Below are 17737 nucleotides of genomic sequence, written 5' to 3'. Positions count from 1 at the left end.
CGGGACGGTCCCCGGGCCGCCCGGCCCCGTTGGTCTGGGTCGGGTCGACGGCCGCCGTGGCCCTGACCACCCACTCCCTGCTCAACCTGCGCGCGCTGGCCCGTCCGGCGCTGGAACCGCCCCCTGTGCGGGAGAAGGTGAGCGTGCTCGTCCCGGCCCGCGACGAGGCGGCCCGGCTCACCGAGTGCCTCGAGAGCCTGCTCGACCAGGTCGACGTGGCCGACTACGAGGTGCTCGTCCTCGACGACGCCTCGACCGACGCGACGGCCGCCATCGCCCGGGGGGTCGCCGCCCGCGACGGGCGCGTCCGGGTGCTCGGCGGTGACGGTCCCCCGCCCGGCTGGCTGGGCAAGCCGCACGCCTGCGCGCAGCTGGCCGACGCGGCGGACGGGGCGGTCTACGTCTTCGTCGACGCCGACGTCCGCCTCGCCCCGCACGCGCTGGCCGCGGGGATCGACCTGCTGCGCCGGCAGGGGCTGGACCTGGTCAGTCCCTACCCCCGCCAGCTCAGCCGCACCTGGGCCGAGCGGCTGGTGCAGCCGCTGCTGCAGTGGTCCTGGGTCACGACGCTTCCGCTGCGCCGGGCGGCGACCTCGTCGCGGCCCTCGCTCTCGGCGGCCAACGGGCAGTTCCTGATCGTGGACGCCGCCGCCTACGACCGGGCCGGGGGGCACGCCGCCGTCCGGACCGAGGTCCTGGAGGACCTGGCCCTCCTGCGGGCGGTCAAGCGCAGCGGGGGCAGCGGCGGTGTGGCCGACGGCACCGAGCTCGCCACCTGCCGCATGTACGAGAACTTCGCCGAGCTGCGGGCCGGGTACGCCAAGTCGCTGCACACCGCGTTCGGGCCGGCTCCCGCCGCGGTCGCGGTGGCCGCCGGGCTGGCCGTCACCTACGTCGTGCCGGCCGTCGCCGCCCTCGGGGGGTCCCGGGTCGGTCTGCTCGGGTACGCGGCCGGGGTCGTCGGGCGTTACGCCGTCGCCGAACGGACCCAGGCCCGCTCCCTGCCGGACTCCTTGGCCCATCCGCTCTCCATCGCGCTGCTCCTGGCGTTGCTGGCCGACTCCTGGCGCGGGCGAGGACGGCACCGGTGGAAGGGACGGGCGCTCACGTGAGCCGGGTCGTGGTCGTCGGGGCGGGGCTCGGCGGGTTGTCGGCCGCCGTCCGGCTGCGCGCCGGCGGGCACGAGGTCGTCCTGCTGGAGCAGGCCGCCGAGGTCGGCGGCAAGCTGGGCTGGTTCTCCCGCGACGGGTTCTCCTTCGACACCGGCCCCTCCCTGCTGACCCTGCCCGCGGTGCAGCGCGACCTCTTCCTGAAGAGCGGTGCCCCGCTGGAGTCGGTGCTCGACGTGGTGAAGCTGGACCCGCTGGCGCACTACCGCTTCCCCGACGGGGTCGAGCTGGACCTGCCCGGTGACGGACTGCCCGCGGTCGCGGCCGCGCTCGACGACGCGCTCGGCCCCGGCCGGGGTGAGCAGTGGACCACGTTCCTGCGCCGCGCCTCGGCGATCTGGGACGTCTCGCGCGGACCGTTCCTGGAGTCGGCGCTGGAGGGCCGGCGGACCCTGCTCGCCCTGGCCCGGGACACCTCGGCCATCCGGACCGTCGCCCCGTGGGCGAGCCTGCGCACCCTGGGGCGGCGCTACCTCACCGACCCGCGCCTGCGGATGATGCTGGACCGCTACGCCACCTACTCGGGCTCGCACCCGGGGCGCGCCCCCGCGGCGCTGGCCACCGTCCCGTTCGTGGAGCAGGCCTTCGGCGGGTGGTACGTCCGCGGTGGGCTGCGGCAGCTGGCGCTGGCCGTCGCCGACCGGGCCCGCGAGCTCGGGGTCACGGTGCGCACCGGGGCCGACGTCGTCGCGATCGAGACCGAGGGGGCGCGCGTCGACGGGGTGCGACTGGCCGACGGGGAACGGCTGCGGGCCGACGTCGTGGTCTCCGGGGTCGACGCCGCCCACCTCTACCGCCGGCTGCTCCCCCGACCCCGGTTGGCCCCGACCGCCCGGCGCCGCTCGTCCTCGGGGTTCGTGCTGCTGCTCGCCCTGTCCGGGCGCACCCCGGGGCTGCGCCACCACACGGTCTGCTTCCCCGACGACTACGACGCCGAGTTCGACGACCTGTCCGCGGGGCGTCCCGTGGCCGACCCCACGATCTACGTGTCGGCCCCGGACGATCCGGCGTTGCGTCCGGACGAGGACAGCGAGGCCTGGTTCGTCCTGGTGAACGCACCCGTGCACGACCCGGGGGGTCGCCCCCCGGGCGGGACGGACTGGCGGGCACCGGGTCTGGCCGAGGACTACGCCCGACGGGTGCTGGACGTCATGGCCGCCCGCGGGCTGGACGTCCGGGACCGGTTGCGCTGGTACGAGATCCGCACCCCGGCCGACCTCGCCGAGCAGACCCGCAGCGACGGCGGGGCCATCTACGGCAGCTCCAGCGACGGGGCCCGCTCGGCCTTCCTGCGCCCGGCCAACCGGTCCCCGGTCCCCGGGTTGTTCCTGGTGGGGGGCAGCGCGCACCCGGGCGGCGGACTGCCGCTGGTCGGGCTCTCGGCCTCGATCGTGGCGGACCTGATCGGACCCGCCTGAGCCGACCCGCCCGAGCCGACCCGCCTGATCCGACCCGGCGGAGCCGACCCGGCGGAGCCTGACCCTGCCGGTTCCGGGCGACGGCGCCGCAGGGGCCGACAGGAGGTCCCCCGGCGCGGGAGGCGTCAGGCCCGCGCCGAGGCCCGGTCGGCGGCGTCCTCCGCGCGCAGCCGCCGACCGAGCGTCAGGCCCAGCTGGAGCACGGCGACCGCACCGAGCCCGGCCCAGATCCCCGCCCCGAGCAGCCCCCAGGGCAGGTCCGGGCCGATCACGACGGCGATCGGGAACGCGGCCGCGATCGCGAGCCGGACGGGGCGTTCGGCGACCGTGACCACGCCGACCTCGGCCAGGCCCAGGCCGCCGGCCCGGGCCCGGGCGTACTCTTGGAGCTGGGCGAGCCCGACCGCGACCAGGACCACCCAGGCCGGGGCGCCGACCCCCCAGAGCACCGCCGCGCAGGCGAGGTCGCCGATCCGGTCGCCCACGGCGTCGAGCAGGGCGCCGGAGCGGCTCACGCGGTCGCGCAGGACCGCGACCGCCCCGTCGAGGTTGTCCAGGACACCCCCCACGGCGACGAGCACCCCGGCCAGGGCCGGCCGCGACGGGGCCAGCAGCGCGGCCGCGACGAGCAGGGCGACCCCGGCCAGCGTGACCAGGGCCGGGGGCGTCCCGACCCGGACCAGGGGGCGGGCCAGGGCGTGGACCCCACCCAGCCAGCCCCGCACCAGCCCGCGCGGTTCGGGAGCCCCGTGCAGGGCGGCCCACCGGCGCAGGTACTCGGCACGGTCGGGAACCCCAGCGCGTGGTCCGGGCGGGCCGGGGCGTCCGGGCCGCCGGGCGGGGGTGGGGGTCACCCGCGCAGGCTACGGCGAGACACCGCGCCGACCCCGGCGCGGGGCGGGCCCGTCCGCCACCGTCGCCGGCCAGCCACCGCCGCGGCGCGGCACGGCGGCACGGCGGCACGGGCAGCGCGGCACGGGTCCGTGACGGGCCGGTGACGCGCCGGTGAGCAGGACGTGAGCATCCCCACACGGGTCGGACCCGGATCGCCCGGCGGAGCGGTGGCTCGACGATCGGGGCCCACCTAGAGTGCGGCTGTGCCAGCCTTCCCCCCGTCCGCCCCCACCGCCGAGGACGGTCTCGCCGTCTTCACCGGTGCCGGCGACCTCACCGCCCGACTGCGGCAGGACGTCCAGTCGGAACTGACCCGCTTCCTCGCCCGCCAGCGCGCCGTGCTGGCCGAGGTGAGCCCGGAGACGGGACCGATGCTCGACGCGGTCGAGTCGTTGCTCTCGGGCGGCAAACGGCTGCGCCCGGCGTTCTGCTTCTGGGGCTTCCTCGGCGCCGGGGGCCTGCCCGGGCCGGAGATCACGACGGCCGCCGCCGCGCTGGAGCTGTTCCAGGCCGCGGCGCTGCTGCACGACGACGTGATGGACGACTCCGACACCCGTCGCGGTCTGCCGGCGGCGCACCGTCGGTTCGCGGCCCTACACGCCGAGCTGAGGTGGAGCGGGTCGGCGGAGCGGTTCGGGCTGGCCGGCGCGATCCTGGCCGGCGACCTGTGCCTGTCCTGGAGCGACGAGATGTTCGTGGCGAGCGGCTTCGACGAGCCCGCCCTGGCCCGCGGTCGGGCGGTGTTCTCGACCATGCGGACCCAGCTCATGGGAGGGCAGTACCTCGACATGCTCGAGCAGGCCTCGTCCGCGCTGCGCGGTCGCGAGGGCGCGGTCGAACGCGCCCGCCGGGTCGTGCGGTTCAAGTCGGCGAAGTACTCGGTGGAGCACCCGTTGCTGCTGGGCGCCGCCCTGGCCGGGGCTCCCGCCGCCCTGCAGGAGACCTACACGCGGTTCGGGCTGGCCCTGGGTGAGGCCTTCCAGCTGCGCGACGACGTCCTGGGCGTCTTCGGTGACCCGGGCCAGACCGGCAAGCCCGCCGGGGACGACCTGCGCGAGGGCAAGCGCACGGTGCTCGTGGCCCTCGCGCTGGCCGCGGCCGACCCGGCCCAGGTCGAGCTGGTCGAGTCCCGCCTCGGCGACCCGCAGCTCGACGCCGAGGGCGTCGTGGCCCTGCAGACCGTGCTCACCGACACCGGCGCCGTGGCGGGGGTGGAACGCCTCATCGACGACCTGGTCGAGGAGGCGTGCACCGCCCTGGAGAAGTCCAGCCTCGACGAGACCGCGCGGACCGCGCTGAACACGCTCGTCGTCGCGGCCACGGCGCGGCTGTCGTGAGCCGGTTCGGGCGGGCCCTGGACCTGCTGCCGGGACGGGTGCGGCACGTCGAGGGACCGAGCGACGAGGTCGTCGTCGTCGGCGCCGGCCTGGCCGGGCTCTCGGCGGCCATGCGGTTGGCCGGGGCGGGGCGCAGCGTCACCGTGCTGGAGCGCGAACCCCTCCCGGGCGGGCGCGCCGGACTGATCGTGTCCGGGGCCGAGGGCGGGGGCGAGTACCGCTTCGACACCGGTCCCACCGTCCTGACCATGCCGGACCTCATCGCCGACTGCTTCGACGCGGTCGGGGAGGACATGCACGACTGGCTGGACCTCGAACCGGTCGACCCGCTCTACCGGGGCCGCTTCGCCGACGGGTCCTCGCTGGACATCAGCGCCGACGTCGACGTGACCGCCGAGAACATCGCCGCGCTGGCCGGGTCCGGCGAGGCGGAGGGGTACCGCCGGTTCGTCGAGCACGTCGGTCGGCTCTACCGCTACGAGATCCGCGACTTCATCGACTCCAACATCGACACCCCGTTGGACCTGGTCCGGCCGAACCTCGCCCGGCTCGTGGCCGCGGGCGGGTTCGGCAAGCTCGCGCCGCACGTCTCGCGGTACCTCCGAGACGAGCGGGTCCAGAAGATGTTCTCGTTCCAGTCGCTCTACGCGGGGCTCTCGCCCTACGACGCGCTGGCCCTGTACGCGGTCATCGCCTACATGGACTCCGTCGCCGGGGTGTTCTTCCCGCGCGGGGGCATGCACGCGCTGCCGACGGCGATGGCGGCGGCGGCCGAGAAGCACGGGGTGCGCTTCGAGTACGGCGCCGAGGTCGAGCGGGTGGAACGCACCGGCTCGCGTGCGACGGCCGTGGTCACCACCGACGGGCGCCGGTTCCCCGCCGACGCCGTGGTGCTGAATCCCGACCTCCCGGTGGCCCACCGCGACCTGCTGGGCCGCGACCCGTGGACCGTCCGGCGCCTCACCTACTCCCCCAGCTGCTACCTGATGCTGGCCGGATCGTCCTACGACGCACCGGATCCCGTGCACCACACCATCTCCTTCGGTAAGGCGTGGAAGGAGGTGTTCGCCGAACTCCTGGACGGGCGGGTGATGAGCGACCCCTCGGTCCTCATCTCACGCCCCACGGTGTCCGACCCCTCGCTCGCCCCGGACGGCAAGCACATCTACTACGTGCTGTTCCCGACCCCGGCGCTGTCGGCCGGGAACCGCCGGATCGACTGGGACCGGCTCGCCCCGCGCTACCGCGAGCACGTCCTCGAGGTGCTCGCCGAGCGGGGTTTCCCCGGCTTCGGCGACGCCATCGAGGTCGAGCACGTGACCACCCCGGCCGACTGGGAACGTCGTGGGATGGCCGACGGGGCGCCGTTCGCGTCGTCGCACTCGTTCCGCCAGACCGGACCGTTCCGGCCCGGGAACCTCTGGGGCGAGAACGTCGTGTTCACCGGCTCGGGCACGCAGCCGGGCGTCGGGGTCCCCATGGTCCTCATCTCCGGACGACTGGCCGCCGAACGGGTCACGGGCAAGGACCGGGCCTACACCTCCCGCGCCTGGCGCTGACCGCCGCACCGACCCCGCCCGGCCCCCGCCCGGACCGCGCCGGGGTCGGCCGGGGCCGGGCGGCTGGTCAGCGGTCCAGGTGCCGCTCGGCGGGCCCCGAGTACGCCGACAACGGGCGGATCAGGGAGTTCGCCGCCCGCTGCTCGCGGACGTGCGCGGTCCACCCGACCACCCGGGCCGCGACGAAGATCGGCGTGAACAGCGCCGTGTCGAACCCCATGAGGTGGTAGGCCGGGCCGGAGGGGTAGTCCAGGTTGGGCAGCACCGACGTGCGCCCGGCCACCGCCGCCTGCAGCTCGTCGTAGAGGGTGACGACGTCCTCGCGACCCGTGTCGGCGGCGAGACGCCGCAGGGCCGCCTCCATGCTCGGCACCCGGGAGTCGCCGGAGCGGTAGACCCGGTGGCCGAAACCCATGATCTTGTGGTGGGCGGCGAACTCGCGGTCCACCCAGGCCCGCGCCCGCTCCCCCGAACCCGGGCCGGGGCCGATCTCGGCGAACACGTCCCACACCTTCTCGTTCGCCCCGCCGTGCAGCGGCCCGGCCAGGGCGCCCACCGCCGCGGTGACCGCGGCGTGCAGGTCGGACAGGGTCGAGGTGACGACCCGGGCGGTGAAGGTCGAGGCGTTGAAGGAGTGCTCCGCGTAGAGGATCAGCGAGATCCGGAAGGCGTCGGCCACCGCCGCCGACGGGGTCTCGCCGAACGTCTGGTGCAGGAAGTCGGCCGCGTGGTCCAGGGCCGGGTCCGGGTCGACCGGGTCCTCCCCGCGGCGGCGGCGCTGGGTGAAGGCCACCACCGCGGGCAGCTGCGCGAACAGCCGTTCCGCCTTGCGCAGCTCGGCGGCGGGCGAGTCGTCGCCGGCGTCGGGGTCGAGGGTGCCGAGGACGCTGACCGCCGTCCGGACGACGGCCATCGGGTGGGCCGCGAGCGGGAGTTCCTCGACCACCCGACGGACCCGGTCGTCGAGGCGGCGGGCCGCGGCGGTGCGCTCGCGCAACCCGTCCAGCTCACCGGGGCCCGGGAGTTCTCCGTGCCACAGCAGCCAGGCGACCTCCTCGAAGGAGCAGTGCTCGGCCAGTTCCTGCACGGGGTAGCCGCGGTACAGCAACGAGTTCGTCGCGGGGTTCACCTTGGACACGGCGGTGGTGTCGGCCACCACCCCGGCGAGACCCCGATGCACCTCGGGTTCCTGGGGTTCGACGTTTCCTGCGGGGCTGGCCATCGGGACGCTCCTTCGCGGTCGGCGGCGGTTTTCGGGCTCTTCCTCGGCGGGCGCTCAGCCCGGCCGGTTCCCCTCCAGGGAGAACGTCCAGACGCCGGCGTCGAAGTCGCCGTAGGCCTCGTAGTCGAGCAGGTCGTAGAGCTCGGCGCGGGTCTGCATCCGCGGGACCTCCCCGGCCAGGGTTCCCTGCGCGGCCAACGCGTCCAGGGCCCGGTCGGCGGCCCCCATGGCCAGGCGCAGCAGGGACACCGGGTGGATCACGATGCGGACCCCGACGTCGCGCAGCTGCTCGTGGGTGAACAGGTCGCTGCGGCCGAACTCGGTCATGTTGGCCAGCACGGGGACGTCGACCGCCGCGACGACGCGGGCGAACTCGTCGAGATCGCTCATCGCCTCGGGGAACAGCGCGTCGGCCCCGGCGTCGACGAGCGCCTGCGACCGGCGCAGCGCGGCGTCGAACCCCTCGACCCCGCGGATGTCGGTGCGGGCGATCACGAGCAGGTTCGGGTCGTGCCGGGCGCGCACGGCCGCGGAGATCCGCTGCACCGCCGTGGCCTCGTCGACGACGCTCTTGCCCTCCAGGTGCCCGCACCGCTTCGGGTTCACCTGGTCCTCGACGTGCAGACCGGCGACACCGGCGTGCTCGAGCGTCTGCACCGTCCGCGCCAGGTTCAGCGGCTCGCCGAACCCGGTGTCGGCGTCGACGACCACCGGCAGGTCGGTCTGGGCGACGACGGCGGCGGTGCGGGCGGCGACCTCGGTGGCGGTGGTGAGGCCGATGTCGGGCAGGCCGAGATCGGCCGACAGGACCGCCCCGGACACGTAGACGCCCTCGAAGCCCTTGCGCTGGATCAGCTTCGCCGAGAGCGGGTTGAAGGCGCCGGGGAAGCGGAGCAGGTCCGTCCCGGCCAGCGCCGCCCGCAGGCGGACCCGTCGTTCGGCGGGCGTGACGGCGGAGGTCAGCATCTCAGAACAACCCCTCGGGTGCGGCGACGGAGGCGAGCAGGGCCTCGGGGGCGACGATCTGCAACCGGCGGACCGCGTCCGCGTCCAGGTCGGGCAGCCGGTGGGCGAGGTCGGTGAACCGGGCGACCTCCTCGGCCGCGAGGACGTCCTCGGCCAGGACCGCGAGTTTCCGGTCGTAGTCGGGTCGCGCGAAGGGTCGCGCCCCCTGCGGGTGCGCGTCGGCGACGGCGATCTCGGCCACGACCCGGCCGCCGTCGGTCAGCTCGATCTCGACCCGGCCCCCGAAGGCCCGGGCGGTCGGGTCCGGGTCGTGGTAGCGCCGCGTCCATCCCTCGTCCTCGGCCGTGGACACGGTGCGCCACAGCGCGACCGTGTCGGGACGGGCCGCCCGGTCGGGGGCGTAGGAGTTCACGTGGTGCCAGGTCCCGTCCTGCAGGGCGACGGTGAAGATGTAGGGCACCGAGTGGTCGAGGGTCTCCCGGCTGGCCCGCGGGTCGTACTTCTGCGGGTCGTTGGCGCCGGAGCCGATCACGTGGTGGGTGTGGTGGGACGTGTGCAGGACGACCGAGCGGATCGCCCCGGGTTCCCGCAGTTCCGGGTGCTCGACGTGCAACCGGCGGGCGAGGTCGATGATCGCCTGAGCCTGGTACTCCGCGGAGTGCTCCTTGGTGTAGGTGTCCAGGATCGCGCGGCGGGGTTCGCCGGGTTCGGGCAGCGGCACCGCGTAGCGCGCGCCGGGCCCGTCGAGCAGCCAGGCGATCACCCCGTCCTCGCCCTCCCAGATCGGCGCGGGCGACGTCTGCCCGCGCATCGCCCGGTCGACGGCCTCGATGGCGACCTTGCCCGCGAACGCCGGGGCGAACGCCTTCCACGTCGAGATGGCCCCCTTGCGGGACTGCCGGGTCGCGGTGGTGGTGTGCAGGGCCTGCCCGATCGCCTGGTGGACGGTCTCGCGGTCGAGGCCGAGCATCGCCCCGAGCCCGGCGGCGACGGCCGGGCCGAGGTGGGCCACGTGGTCGATCTTGTGCCGGTGCAGGCTGATCGCGCGGACGAGGTCGACCTGGACCTCGTAGGCGGTGACGATCCCGCGCAGCAGGGCGGCCCCGTCGCAGCCGCGGTGCTGGGCCACCGCGAGCAGGGCCGGGATCGAGTCGCCGGGGTGGGAGTAGTCGGCGGCCAGGAAGGTGTCGTGGAAGTCGAGCTCGCGCACCGCCACCCCCCCGGCCCAGGCCGCCCACTCCGGGGAGACCGGGGTGGCGGTGCCGACGACCGGGGCGCCGGCCCCGCCCCGCGAGGGCGGGTGGGCCAGCGCCTGGGCCCGGGCCGCGACGACCGGGGCCCGCAGCAGCGAGGCCGCGGCGACGGCGGCGTTGTCGACGACCCGGTTGCCGACCATCTCGGCCACCGCGGGTTCGACGAGCTGCTCCAGCGGGGCCGGGTCGGTGGCCAGCCCGGCCAGCGCCCAGGCCAGCTCCCCCTCCCGGGGAAGGTCCTCGTCGCTGCGGTGCACCCGCACCTCGTGGGTCTTCACGGTCTCCTCCTGGCGGTCTCGTGACGGTCCTCGGGCCGGCCCGGCAGCACGGCGAGGAAGTGCCGACGGCTGCGGTGCAGGTGGACGTGGGTGGCGTGGACGGCGAGCAGCTCGTCGCCGGCGGCGACCGCCTCGGCGATGAGCTGGTGCTCCCCGGCGGCCGCGACGAGACGGGCCGGGTCGTGGCGGGCCAGCCGGCGGATCCGGGCCAGGTGGGTCCGCACCCCGCCCAACGCGGCCACCAGGTGCGGGCTGCCGACCGCGGCGTCGACGGCGGCGTCGAAGTCGGCGACCAGGCGGTAGTAGCGGTCCAGCCGTTCCTCGGCGTCCTCGGGTGCCCCGTCGGGCCCCGTCGCCGCGAGCCGCGCGGGGGCGGCCGCGAACCCCTCGGCCAGGGCCGCGAAGACCCGGGGGTCACCGCGCCGTGCCGCCAACCGGGCGGCCTGCTCCTCCAGGGCCTCGCGCAGCTCGTAGAGCGCGGTCACGTCGGCCGGGCTGAGCGGGGCGACCACGAGGCCGCGACCGCCGACGGGGGCGGCCAGCCCCTCGCTGCTGAGCCGCAGGAACGCCTCCCGGACCGGGGTCCGCGAGACCCCCAGGCGCGCGGCCTGCTCCACCTCGGCCAGGACGGCCCCGGGGGGCAGGACGCCGTCGAGGACGTCGGTGCGCAACCGCTCGTAGGCCCGCTCGCTCGCGCGCACCCGACCTCCCCGTTGGACCGTCGTCGCGACCCGGCTGGGCCGTGAGCGCCCTACTGTATGCACAGCTTCCGCCAGGAGGCCAGGGAGGAGGTCGTGACGCCGGTTCTGCATGCACGGGGCCCCGGCTGTCGGTGATCAGTCGGGCGCGGCAGGATGACGCCCACGATGAGCACCCGTGACCTCGACGCCGCCGCCCGTACCGACGCCGCCCTCGCCGACCCGGCCCTGCGCGCCGCCTTCGAGGAGTGCCGACGGCTGCACGCCGCCCACGGCAAGACCTACTACCTGGCGACCCTGCTGCTGCCCGCGGAGAAGCGGCCCTACGTGTGGGCCCTCTACGGGTTCGCCCGCTACGCCGACGAGTTCGTGGACTCCCTCACCGACCCGGACCCGGCCGAGCTGGTCCGCTGGGGCGACACCTTCCTCGACGGGCTGCGTTCCGCCGACGGTCTCGACCCCCGCACCGACCCGGTCGGGGCGGCGATGGTCGCGACGATGCGGCGCTGGGACATCCCGATCGCGCACGTCGAGGCGTTCCTCGCCTCGATGCGGATGGACATCACCGAGACCGACTACGCCACCTACGCCGACCTGGAGCGCTACGTCTACGGCTCGGCCGCGGTCATCGGGTTGGAGATGTTGCCCATCCTGGAACCGGTCTCCCCCGCCGCCGTCCGCCCGGCCCAGGCGCTGGGCGAGGCCTTCCAGCTGTCCAACTTCATCCGCGACGTCGGCGAGGACCTCGACCGGGGCCGGGTCTACCTGCCGCTGGAGGACCTCGACCGCTTCGGCGTCACCAAGGACGACCTGCTCGCCGCCCGGCGCGGCGAGGGGATCCCCGAGAAGGTGAAGGACCTGCTGCGCTTCGAGATCGAGCGCACCCGCGTCCTCTACGACGAGGCCGTGCCCGGGCTGACGATGGTCCACCCCACCAGCCGGGACTGCCTGCGCACCGCCTACGAGCTGTACGGCGGGATCCTCGGCGCGGTCGAACGGGCCGACTACGACGTCTTCACGCAGCGGGTCACGGTCTCGATGCCGCGACGGCTGGCGGTCGCGCTGCCGGGACTGGCCCGGGCGCGGGCCGCCCGCACCGGGGAGCGGCGCTGGATCAGGGCGTCGGCGCCAACCCGCTGAGCGGCGTCGACGGCAGCCGCACCCAGCCCTCGCGACCGGCCCGCGCCCGGTGCTCCGGCGGGCAGGCGTGGGCCCGGCCGAGCGCGACCGCCCGGGCGGCGAGCGCGGCGAGGATCGCGTCGAAGGCGTTGTCGTCGGCCCGGGCCAGCGCGGCGGCCGCGGGCGGCAACCGCAGCCAGGGGGCGGCGGCGAGCAGCGCGGGCAGCAGGTCGGCGCGGACCAGCGACCCGGCCGACCCCTTGTACCCGCGGTGCGGCAGACCCCAAAGCTTGAGGCAGGCGGCCGGGTAGACCTCGACCACCCGTCCCTCGCCGCCGCGGTCGACGGATTCCCCCGCGGCGGCGAGGCCGGCCAGCAGCCCGGCGGCCCGGACGGCCGTGAGCCCGATCCGGTCGGTGGACACGCTCAACGGGGTGAGCCCCGTGCGGGCGTGGACGTCGCGGTCGGTCTCGCGCAGCGCGAGACGGCGGCGCAGCGCCCGGGACTCGGCCTCGGTCCCGGGGGCGGCGACCGCCCCGGTCGCGTGCGCGGTGACGAAGGCCAGGAACTCCTCGGGCCAGCCGATCGGGGAGTCCAGACCGAGCCGGTCCACGCGGCGGGCGACGTCGAGGATCGCCATGTCGCCGACCCCGAGGAGCAGCTCCTCGACCACGACCGTCCGCCCGCGCTCGACCAGGACGGCGAGCGCCGTGCGGACCGGCTCGGTAGCGAGGTCGACGCCCGCGACGACGGGGCGGGTCGGGCCCGCGCTCAGAAGGAGAGCGCCTGGGCCCGGCGTCGGACCTCGGTCTTGCGGTTCGCGGCGAGCGCCGCGATCGGCGTGCCGGGCAGCGTGTCGTCGGGGGTGAAGAGCCAGGCGATGGCCTCGGCGTCGGTGAAGCGGGAGTCGGCCAGGACGGAGAGGGTGCCGCGCAGGTGGTTCAGCGGACCCTCCGGCGTGCAGAACGCCGCCGGGATGCTGACGACCTTGCGCTCCCCGCGCCGGACGGCGACGAGCTGCCGCTCCTGCAGGAGCTGACGCACCGCGCGCAGCGGCAGGTTCATCAGTTCCGCGGCGTCGGGGACGGTCAACCACTCCCCGACCTGCTCGAGGTCGTCCCCCGCCTCGCCGGCGATCTCTGCTCTCAACGGTGCCACCACGCCTCCAGGGTAGGCGTTCCCGGGCCGGGCAGGGTCCGCGGTCAGGCGGCGGCGACCGCCTCGATCTCGACGAGCAGCCCGGGGGCGGCGAGGGCGGCGACGACCAGCAGGGTCGTGGCGGGCGGGTCCGCGGGCAGCGCCGCCGCGGCGGCCTCGGCGAACGGGCCGACGTGGGCGGGGTCGGTCAGGTAGACGCGGTACTGCACGACGTCGGCGACGCCCATCCCGCCGGCCTCCAGGACCGCCCGCACGCCGGCGGTGGCGAGCTGCGTCTGGGCGGTGATGCCGTCGCCGGGGACGCCGTGGGCGTCGACGCCGACCTGACCGGAGACGTGCAGCCACCGGGTGGCGCCGGTGACGGCCACGCCCTGCGCGTAGAACGGCGACGCATTCGTCGGGTCGGGCTCGACCCGGGCCCGGGCGAAGGGGGTCGGGCCGGCGGCGCCGGTCGGGTCGACGGGGTCGGTGGAGGTGCTCATGGCGGTGCCTTTCCTGGGCTGTGTCGGGGGCGGGGGCGGGGGCAGAACGGCACAGGGGGACCTTGTGCCCGTTCTCGGGCGCAGGGACCCCCCGTGCCGTCAGGGGGACGGGCGCAGCGTGCGGAGCCGGGTGAAGGTGGCGCGCACCGCGTCACGGTGGGCGTCGGTGAGCAGACCGGCCCGGGAGAGCACGAGCAGGCCCTGGTAGAGGAGGCCGAGCGCGGCCACCTCGGTCTCGACGTCGGCGCGGGCGGTGGTCGCGAGCTCGCGGACCAGGACCTCGCGGACGTGCCGGGCGACCAGGTCCATGCCGACCCGGGCCCCGCGGCCGGGCCCCTCGGCCCGCAGCTCGGTGGCGGTGTTGGTGACGAGGCAGCCGTGGCCGTCGGCCAGCGGCAGCTCGAACAGGGACAGGAGCAGCTGCTCCAGGTCCTCCAGCGCGGCGCCCGGACCGGCGTGCCGGTCCAGGCGCGGGGACACGAACGCGGTGACGTAGCGCTCGAGGGCGGCCGCGAAGAGCCCGGCCTTGTCCTCGAAGGCCCGGTAGAGGCTGCTCGGCCGCAGGCCGGTCGCCGCTTCGAGATCGGCGACCGAGGTCGCCGTGTACCCCTGACGTCGGAAGAGGTCCCAGGCCGCGTCGAGCACCTGGTCCTCGTCGAATGCGCGGGGTCGGGCCACGCCTCGATTGTGGAGCGATCGTTCCCGAATAGCAAGGGGCGATTCCCCGGCCCCGCCTCCCACACGAACGCCCGGTGATGTCACAGGCTGAGCCCAGCCGGTCGCGTCCGGCGATCACGACCGCGACCACGACCTCACGACGACACCCACGACGACACCCACGACGACGACGATGACCACGACGGAGGACCGAGCCGCCATGGCCGACGACACCACCCCTGCCACCGGTCGCGACGACGCCGACCCCGCCGTGGCCTCCGGCGACGGGTCGCGCTCCGCGCGCGGGTCCGACCCGACCACCCCGGTGAACCCGGCGGTCTCCGCCCGGGCCTCGCGGCTGCTGGCGGCCGCCCTCGTCGGCGCCGCGGCCCCCGCGGCGGTCGTCGGCGCCGCGGGCCCGGCCGCCGCGGCCCCGGGCACCAGCGTCACGGTCCGTGCCGGGGACACCGTCGGCGGGATCGCCGCCCGGACCGGCAGCTCGGTCGGCGCCATCGTCGAGGCCAACGGCCTCGGCCGCGACGCCCGGATCACCGCCGGGCAGACCCTGCAGGTCCCCGGCGACGCGCCGGCCCCCGCGCCGACCACGACGTACACCGTGCGTCCCGGGGACACGCTCTCCCACATCGCGGTGGCGACCGGCAGCACCGTCGGCGCCCTGCGCGACGCGAACGGGCTGCCCGCGAACGGGTTCATCCGGGCCGGCCAGGAGTTGACGGTCCCCGGCGGGGCCGGGGCGGGCACCCCGTCCGCCGCGACCCCCGACCGCGGTGCGACGTACACCGTCCGCGCCGGCGACACCCTCTCGGCCATCGCCGCGGCCCAGGGCACGACGGTCGCCGACCTGGTCCGGGCCAACGGGCTCGACGCCAGCTCGTTCATCGTCATCGGCCAGGAGCTCTCGCTGGGTCCCGGCGCCCGACCGCGCTCGGCGGCGCCCGCGCGGGGTCCGGCGACCGAGCAGGCCTCCTCGCTGCCCGCCGCGGTCGAGGCCAACCGCGAACGCCTGTCCCGCGGGTCGGTCCCCTCCCGCGCGCAGATGCAGGAGATCATCCGGCGCGAGGCCGTCCGCCTCGGCGTGGACCCCTCGCTCGCCCTGGCCATCGGCTACCAGGAGTCGGGCTTCAACATGCGGGTCGTCTCGCACGCCAACGCGATCGGGGCGATGCAGGTCATCCCCACCTCCGGCGAGTGGGCCTCGGACCTGCTGAACGAACCCGTCGACCTGTTCGACCCGCACGACAACGCCCGGGCCGGGGTCGCGATCCTGCGCACGCTGGTGGCCAACAACGCCCCCGACGTCGCGATCGCGTCCTACTACCAGGGGCAGGCCTCGGTCCGCTCGCGCGGCATGTACGACGACACCCGTCGCTACGTCGCCAACGTGCAGACCCTGCAGAACCGGTTCCGGTGATCGTCGGCCCCCCGGCGCGGGACGACCGCCCCCGCCCGAGCGCGACCTAGACTCTCCCAGCGTGAGCCCCTCCCCGTCGGACCCGCTCCTCGGGCGACGATTCGACGACCGCTACCGGGTGCTGTCCCGGATCGGCCGCGGTGGCATGGGGGTCGTCTACCGCGCCGAGGACGAGCGCCTCGACCGCGAGGTCGCCCTCAAGGTGCTGCGCGCCGACCTCGCCCACGAGCCCGAGGCCCGGCAGCGCTTCGTCCGCGAGGCCAAGTCCGCGGCCCGCCTCGCCCACCCCGGCATCGTCAGCGTCCTCGACCAGGGCAGCGACGAGCAGACCGAGACCGCCTACCTGGTCATGGAGCTGGTCGGGGGCCAGACGCTCAAGGACGTCATCGCCGAGCACGGCGCGCTCACCCCGCGCGAGACCCTCGACGTCGGCGAGGCGGTCTGCGACGCGCTGGCCGAGGCCCACCGCAAGGGCGTCCTGCACCGCGACGTGAAACCGGCCAACGTGCTGGTCGGTGACGACGGACGGGTCAAGGTCGCCGACTTCGGGCTGGCCCGCGCGGCGACCGCCGCCGGCAGCACCGCGGCGAGCGCCCACGAGCTCATGGGCACGGTCGAGTACCTGGCCCCGGAACGGGTCGCCCGCGGGGTGGCCGACGCGCGCAGCGACGTCTACGGCGTCGGCGTGCTGCTGTTCGAGATGCTGACCGGTGAGCCGCCCTTCCACGGCGACGACCCGGTGCGCCTGGCCTATCGCCACGTCTACGACGAGGCGCCCGCGCCCAGCTCGCTGGTCCCGGAGCTGCCGCCGCTGCTCGACAGCGTCGTCGCCGAGGCCCTGGCCAAGGACCCCGACGACCGCCCGGCCGACGCCGGCGCCCTGCTGCTGCGGCTGCGGGCGGTCCGCGCAGCGCTCACCCCGACCGAGCTGGACACCCGTCCCGCGCGGGCCGCGACCCTGGCCGGTGCCCCCGCGGTGGGTGCGACCGTCCGGATCGACCTGGACCGCCCGGTCCGGGTCGGGGCGAGGCCGCTCGGGCTGACCGACGACCACGACGAGCCCGACCACGACGAGCCCGACCCCCTGGACGAAGCCGGCGCCGAGCGGCCCACCGGTGGCGGCGACCGCGGCGACGCGGGGGTGGTCCCCGGCTCCGGGGAGCCCGCGGGGTCCGGACGTCGCCGTGGGCGGGGGGGCCGCGCGGCGGTCGTCGTGCTGCTCGTGCTGGCCCTCGCGGGTGGTCTGTCCTGGTTCTTCCTGGCCGGGCCCGGGGCCTTCACGACGGTCCCCACGCTGGGCACCACCGACCCGGCCCAGGCGCAGACCCGGCTGGCGGCGGCCGGTTTCCAGGTGGATCGCGAGCAGGAGTTCAGCGACACCGTCGCGCAGGGACAGCTCATCGGCACCGATCCCGCGGTCGGGGACCGGGTGAAGAAGGAGGGCCAGGTCACCGTCCTGGTCAGCCGGGGCAAGCAGCGGTTCACGGTCCCCCCGGTCACCGGCCAGACGTTCCCCGAGGCGCGGGACGCGTTGCGCGAGATCGGGTTGGAGGTCGAACGGGCGCCCGACGAGTTCAGCCAGGACGTCGCCGACGGTGACGTCATCCGCACCGACCCGGTGGCCGGGCAGCTGCAGGACCACGACGCCCCCGTCACCGTGGTGGTGTCCAAGGGTCGCGAACCGGCCGAGCTGCCCCAGGTGAGCGGCGGGTCGCTGGCCGACGCCGAGCAGGCCCTGCGCGACGCCCGGCTCGAGGTCGTCGTGAAGCGAGAGTTCAACGAGGACGTGGCCAAGGACGACGTGATCTCGCAGACCCCGGACTCCGGCGACGTCTTCGTCGGCGACACCGTCACCCTGGTCGTCTCCGACGGCCCGCCGCTCGTCCCGGTGCCCACCGTGCAGGGTCAGCAGGTCGGCCCGGCCACCGAGCAGCTGCGCGCCCTCGGGTTCCAGGTCCGGGTGAACCGGGTCCTCGGCGGCATCTTCGGCACCGTGCGGGACAGCTCCCCCGCGGCCGGGACGAACGCCCCCAAGGGCTCGACGATCACCCTCACCGTCGTCTGAGCGCACCGGAGCGACGTCCGCCGGACGCGA

The 17737-nt window shown here is 75.7% G+C and carries 16 protein-coding genes; 7 read left to right on the top strand and 9 right to left on the bottom strand.

From position 1 onward, the window contains the following. Window positions 1–29 precede the first annotated feature (29 nt). Window positions 30–1112, top strand: coding sequence for a glycosyltransferase family 2 protein (locus ACFFKU_RS11540; RefSeq protein WP_490054849.1), 1083 nt, complete (start codon window positions 30–32; stop codon window positions 1110–1112). Continuing rightward, window positions 1109–2587: a phytoene desaturase family protein gene (locus ACFFKU_RS11535; protein WP_380138003.1), complete on the top strand. Its 1479-nt coding sequence runs from the start codon at window positions 1109–1111 to the stop codon at window positions 2585–2587. The genes ACFFKU_RS11540 and ACFFKU_RS11535 overlap by 4 nt, the downstream gene beginning before the upstream one ends. 125 nt (window positions 2588–2712) lie before the next feature. Here ACFFKU_RS11535 and ACFFKU_RS11530 read toward each other — a convergent pair whose 3' ends face one another. Beyond that, entirely contained in the window at window positions 2713–3441 is a 729-nt protein-coding gene (locus ACFFKU_RS11530; protein ID WP_380138001.1) for a CDP-alcohol phosphatidyltransferase family protein, read from the bottom strand. Window positions 3442–3684: 243 nt separating this feature from the next. Between ACFFKU_RS11530 and ACFFKU_RS11525 the strand changes: the two genes are divergently transcribed. Both ACFFKU_RS11525 and crtI read left to right on the top strand, forming a co-directional pair. Beyond that, on the top strand, window positions 3685–4818 hold the full coding sequence (locus ACFFKU_RS11525; RefSeq protein WP_380138000.1) for a polyprenyl synthetase family protein: 1134 nt from the start codon (window positions 3685–3687) through the stop codon (window positions 4816–4818). Beyond that, window positions 4815–6377, top strand: coding sequence for a phytoene desaturase family protein (gene crtI, locus ACFFKU_RS11520; protein ID WP_380137998.1), 1563 nt, complete (start codon window positions 4815–4817; stop codon window positions 6375–6377). The genes ACFFKU_RS11525 and crtI overlap by 4 nt, the downstream gene beginning before the upstream one ends. Before the next feature lie 67 nt (window positions 6378–6444). On the opposite strand, the gene ACFFKU_RS11515 is transcribed toward crtI, so the two are convergent. Genes ACFFKU_RS11515 through ACFFKU_RS11500 form a run of 4 tightly spaced genes read right to left on the bottom strand, consistent with a single transcriptional unit; the run spans window position 6445 to window position 10797 of the window. After that, window positions 6445–7599, bottom strand: a complete 1155-nt coding sequence (locus ACFFKU_RS11515; RefSeq protein WP_380137997.1) for a bifunctional 2-methylcitrate synthase/citrate synthase — start codon at window positions 7597–7599, stop codon at window positions 6445–6447. A 54-nt stretch (window positions 7600–7653) separates the two neighbouring features. Beyond that, on the bottom strand, window positions 7654–8565 hold the full coding sequence (gene prpB, locus ACFFKU_RS11510) for a methylisocitrate lyase (protein WP_380137995.1): 912 nt from the start codon (window positions 8563–8565) through the stop codon (window positions 7654–7656). A gap of 1 nt (window position 8566) precedes the next feature. After that, window positions 8567–10096: an MmgE/PrpD family protein gene (locus tag ACFFKU_RS11505; RefSeq protein WP_380137994.1), complete on the bottom strand. Its 1530-nt coding sequence runs from the start codon at window positions 10094–10096 to the stop codon at window positions 8567–8569. Continuing rightward, window positions 10093–10797, bottom strand: coding sequence for a GntR family transcriptional regulator (locus ACFFKU_RS11500; protein ID WP_380137992.1), 705 nt, complete (start codon window positions 10795–10797; stop codon window positions 10093–10095). Before ACFFKU_RS11500 ends, ACFFKU_RS11505 begins: the two co-directional genes overlap by 4 nt. 165 nt (window positions 10798–10962) lie before the next feature. Here ACFFKU_RS11500 and ACFFKU_RS11495 point away from each other — a divergent pair, with 165 nt between their 5' ends. After that, on the top strand, window positions 10963–11934 hold the full coding sequence (locus ACFFKU_RS11495) for a phytoene/squalene synthase family protein (protein ID WP_380137990.1): 972 nt from the start codon (window positions 10963–10965) through the stop codon (window positions 11932–11934). Here ACFFKU_RS11495 and ACFFKU_RS11490 read toward each other — a convergent pair. The 4 genes from ACFFKU_RS11490 to ACFFKU_RS11475 all read right to left on the bottom strand — a co-directional run bounded on the left by ACFFKU_RS11490 (window position 11909) and on the right by ACFFKU_RS11475 (window position 14231). Then, window positions 11909–12688, bottom strand: coding sequence for a DUF429 domain-containing protein (locus tag ACFFKU_RS11490; RefSeq protein WP_380138092.1), 780 nt, complete (start codon window positions 12686–12688; stop codon window positions 11909–11911). The genes ACFFKU_RS11495 and ACFFKU_RS11490 overlap by 26 nt on opposite strands. Further along, on the bottom strand, window positions 12685–13074 hold the full coding sequence (locus tag ACFFKU_RS11485; protein ID WP_380137988.1) for an Rv2175c family DNA-binding protein: 390 nt from the start codon (window positions 13072–13074) through the stop codon (window positions 12685–12687). The genes ACFFKU_RS11490 and ACFFKU_RS11485 overlap by 4 nt, the downstream gene beginning before the upstream one ends. 41 nt (window positions 13075–13115) lie before the next feature. Continuing rightward, window positions 13116–13553, bottom strand: a complete 438-nt coding sequence (locus ACFFKU_RS11480) for a RidA family protein (protein ID WP_380137986.1) — start codon at window positions 13551–13553, stop codon at window positions 13116–13118. Between the two features lie 99 nt (window positions 13554–13652). Next, window positions 13653–14231 (bottom strand): TetR/AcrR family transcriptional regulator, encoded by a 579-nt coding sequence (locus tag ACFFKU_RS11475; protein WP_380137985.1) that lies wholly within the window; start codon window positions 14229–14231, stop codon window positions 13653–13655. Window positions 14232–14430: 199 nt separating this feature from the next. On the opposite strand from ACFFKU_RS11475, the gene ACFFKU_RS11470 reads away from it, so the two are divergent. Then, window positions 14431–15642: a LysM peptidoglycan-binding domain-containing protein gene (locus tag ACFFKU_RS11470; RefSeq protein ID WP_380137984.1), complete on the top strand. Its 1212-nt coding sequence runs from the start codon at window positions 14431–14433 to the stop codon at window positions 15640–15642. Window positions 15643–15703: 61 nt separating this feature from the next. Beyond that, window positions 15704–17707, top strand: coding sequence for a Stk1 family PASTA domain-containing Ser/Thr kinase (gene pknB, locus ACFFKU_RS11465; protein WP_380137983.1), 2004 nt, complete (start codon window positions 15704–15706; stop codon window positions 17705–17707). Window positions 17708–17737: the final 30 nt, after the last annotated feature.

Source organism: Kineococcus gynurae (assembly GCF_042433995.1).
Classification (GTDB): domain Bacteria; phylum Actinomycetota; class Actinomycetes; order Actinomycetales; family Kineococcaceae; genus Kineococcus; species Kineococcus gynurae.
This window is presented reverse-complemented; position numbering and strand designations above follow the sequence as displayed.